This window comes from Methylophaga sp. (assembly GCF_965655755.1).
GTDB lineage: Bacteria > Pseudomonadota > Gammaproteobacteria > Nitrosococcales > Methylophagaceae > Methylophaga.
Window position 1 is genome coordinate 22,498 of the sequence record NZ_CBFHHW010000019.1, and the last position, 3,057, is coordinate 25,554.

Genomic DNA, 3,057 nt, shown 5'->3' on the forward strand with positions numbered 1-3,057 from the left:
CTGGCTGGCATCATCCCACTGACTGCTGACGTTTTCGATATTTTTCAAAAGCACATACAGCCCGGCAGGCAACGCCAGAGCGATGCCTATCACCAGAATGGTCATCACTGTGGCAGTCGGTGTTCGCCATAATTGGCCCAAGCTATAAAGCATGACCTGCATATGACGCAGGAAGTAATTGTGGAGGTTTAGTTTCAACATCACGCCAGCCGTCCCTGTTGAAGCGTAATTTGGCGATAAGGCATCCGGCTAATCAGTTCCTGATCATGCGTCGCGACAAAGACCGTGACGCCGACCTGATTGAATTGTTCAAACAAAATCATGATTTCGCGTGATAAATCTGGATCAAGATTACCTGTAGGCTCATCGGCAAGCAGCACAGGAGGTCGGTTCACAACGGCACGCGCAATACCCACACGTTGCTGCTCACCACCGGAGAGGGCAATCGGAAGACTGCGTTCTTTGCCTAGCAAACTAACTTTATCCAATGCCGCTCGGACTCTGCGCCCAATTTCACGGTGATTTTCGCCAGCAATGATCAGCGGCAAGGCCACATTATCGAACACCGTACGGTCATGCAGCAGATTGTGATCCTGGAATACCAGACCGATTTTTCGGCGGTAGTAGGGGACTTTCCATTTCGGCAGTCGGGTGAGGTTCTGATTGTTGACCCAGACTTGACCATGCGAACTTCGCTCAATTAAAGCAATGAGTTTTAATAGTGTGCTTTTACCTGCGCCAGAGTGCCCTGTTAAGAAGGCCATCTCGCCTTTATCCAGTTCAAAACTGAGTCCAGATAAAGCTTCGTGCTGGTTGGTATAGCGCTTATACACTTCGCTGAATCGAATCATCAGTCGTTTTCTCGTCCTAATAAAGCATCCACGAAATCTGTCGCCTCAAACATGCGCAGGTCATCTATTTTTTCACCGACACCAATGTAACGAATTGGTAAGCCCGTTTTCTCAGCAATGGCAAAGATAATGCCGCCTTTGGCTGTGCCATCTAGTTTGGTTAAAGTGATGCCTGTGATGCCGACGGCTTCATTGAATTGCTGCGCTTGTTGAAGTGCATTCTGTCCGGTTCCTGCATCGAGTACCAACATGATTTCATGCGGTGCTGTTTCATCAACTTTGCCCATCACGCGCTTGACCTTCTTAAGCTCATCCATCAAGTTTGACTGAGTATGTAGACGTCCGGCGGTATCCGCAATCAGTACATCAATACCACGAGATTTAGCAGACTGAAGCGCGTCAAAAATAACCGATGCTGAATCCGCACCTTTTGGCTGTGCTATGACTGGGATACTGTTTCTTTCACCCCAAACCTGAAGTTGTTCCACCGCAGCGGCGCGAAAGGTATCACCTGCAGCCAGCATGACTTTTTTCCCCTGCTGCTGGAATTGTTTGGCTAATTTACCAATGGTAGTGGTCTTGCCGACGCCGTTGATGCCGACCATAAGTATGACAAAGGGTCCCGGTTTGTCTGGTAGCTCTAATGGCTGACTGCTGGGTTTCAGAATAGAGACCATATCATCGCGCATTGCATCGAACAGCGCTTCAACATCACTGAGCTGTTTTCGTGCGACGCGCTGGGTTAAATCTGAAATGATTCTGTTGGTGGCATCAATACCAAGATCTGCGGTGATGAGTTGGGTTTCCAATTCTTCAAGCAGGTCATCATCAATGGTTTTGCGACCCAGCACTAGATTAGCTAAGCCTCCGGTTAATTTATCGCTGGTGCGGCTTAATCCCTGTTTTAGACGACCCAAAAAACCAGGCTTCTCAGCGGGTTCGGCAGGTGCGACTTCGGGTTCCGGCTTAGCGACAGGCTCTGTGACGTCAACAACACTCTCTTGGTTGACTTCTGGGTCTGCTAATTCAGTGGTTTTGGTTTTTTTTCTAAGGAAACTAAACATATTCTCTGCTTGTCGTTAAACTTCGACGGTCAATCTTATCACGCGTAAGTTTAAGAGATGCAGATGCTGAACATAAAAAAAATAGCCTGGATAGCTCTAATAATCCCCGGTCTGACTTTAGCGGATGTCAGTGAATTCAAATTAGACAACGGGCTTAAGTTAATTGTGAAGGAGGATCACCGTGCGCCTGTGGTGGTCTCACAAGTCTGGTACAAAGTGGGATCAAGCTACGAACACAATGGTATTACCGGCATTTCGCATGTGCTGGAACACATGATGTTCAAGGGGACTGAGAACTTAGAACCAAATGAGTTTTCCCAGATAATTGCTGAAAATGGTGGCGAACAGAATGCCTTCACTGGGCGCGATTACACTGCCTATTTTCAGAAGTTACACAAAGATAGACTTGAGGTCAGTTTCAAACACGAAGCAGATCGTATGCGTCATCTCATCATCGATGCGGATGAGCTGCTCAAGGAACGCGAGGTTGTTGCCGAAGAGAGGCGCATGCGTACTGACGATAATCCACAATCATTATTGCGGGAAAGCTTTAATGCGGCGGCCTTTATGAGCAGTCCTTATCATCATCCTGTTATCGGCTGGATGAGCGATATCAATCATTACGAGGCAGATGACCTGAGAGCTTGGTATCAAAAATGGTATGCACCCAACAATGCCACTGTTGTAGTGGCTGGCGATGTTGAGCCCAAAGCCGTCTTGGATTTAGCGAAAAAATACTTTGGTCCTCTCAAGTCGGAGCAGATCGGCTCACTAAAACCTCAAATTGAGGTCGAGCAAAAAGGCCTGCGCGAGATTAAAGTCGAAGCACCTGCGGAATTACCTTACCTGATGATGGGGTGGAAAATCCCTGTTGTTGCTACAGTCAGGGAAGAAAACGCCTGGGAACCCTATGCACTTGAAGTATTAGCCGGCATTCTCGACGGTGGTAACAGTGCCCGTTTTGCCAAAGAGTTGGTGCGTGAACAACAGGTAGCAACGAGTGTTGGTGCTGGCAACAGTCTTTTCTCAAGGCTCAAGGATCTATTTCTGGTCGCAGGTACACCGGCGAATGGTAAATCGGTTGATGAACTGAAACAGGCTGTGTTTGAACAGATTGACCTCATAAAAAACGAGCTGGTTAC

3 protein-coding genes and 1 pseudogene are annotated in these 3,057 nt (G+C 47.8%); 1 reads left to right on the forward strand and 3 read right to left on the reverse strand.

All coding sequences use genetic code 11. From position 1 onward, the window contains the following. The 3 genes and pseudogenes from ACTF5U_RS07750 to ftsY all read right to left on the reverse strand — a co-directional run. Nucleotides 1–201: pseudogene (locus ACTF5U_RS07750) on the reverse strand (permease-like cell division protein FtsX); the annotation flags it as partial. Then, nucleotides 201–851 carry a cell division ATP-binding protein FtsE gene (gene ftsE, locus ACTF5U_RS07755; RefSeq protein WP_438971064.1) on the reverse strand — a complete coding sequence of 217 codons (651 nt, stop codon included), beginning with the start codon at nt 849–851 and terminating at the stop codon, nt 201–203. The gene ftsE and the pseudogene ACTF5U_RS07750, both read right to left, overlap by 1 nt. Further along, nucleotides 851–1,915 carry a signal recognition particle-docking protein FtsY gene (gene ftsY, locus ACTF5U_RS07760; RefSeq protein WP_438971065.1) on the reverse strand — a complete coding sequence of 355 codons (1,065 nt, stop codon included), beginning with the start codon at nt 1,913–1,915 and terminating at the stop codon, nt 851–853. Before ftsY ends, ftsE begins: the two co-directional genes overlap by 1 nt. Nucleotides 1,916–1,978: 63 nt before the next feature. On the opposite strand from ftsY, the gene ACTF5U_RS07765 reads away from it, so the two are divergent. After that, nucleotides 1,979–3,057 (forward strand): M16 family metallopeptidase (locus ACTF5U_RS07765; protein WP_438971066.1); only part of this gene is annotated, 1,079 nt, incomplete at its 3' end.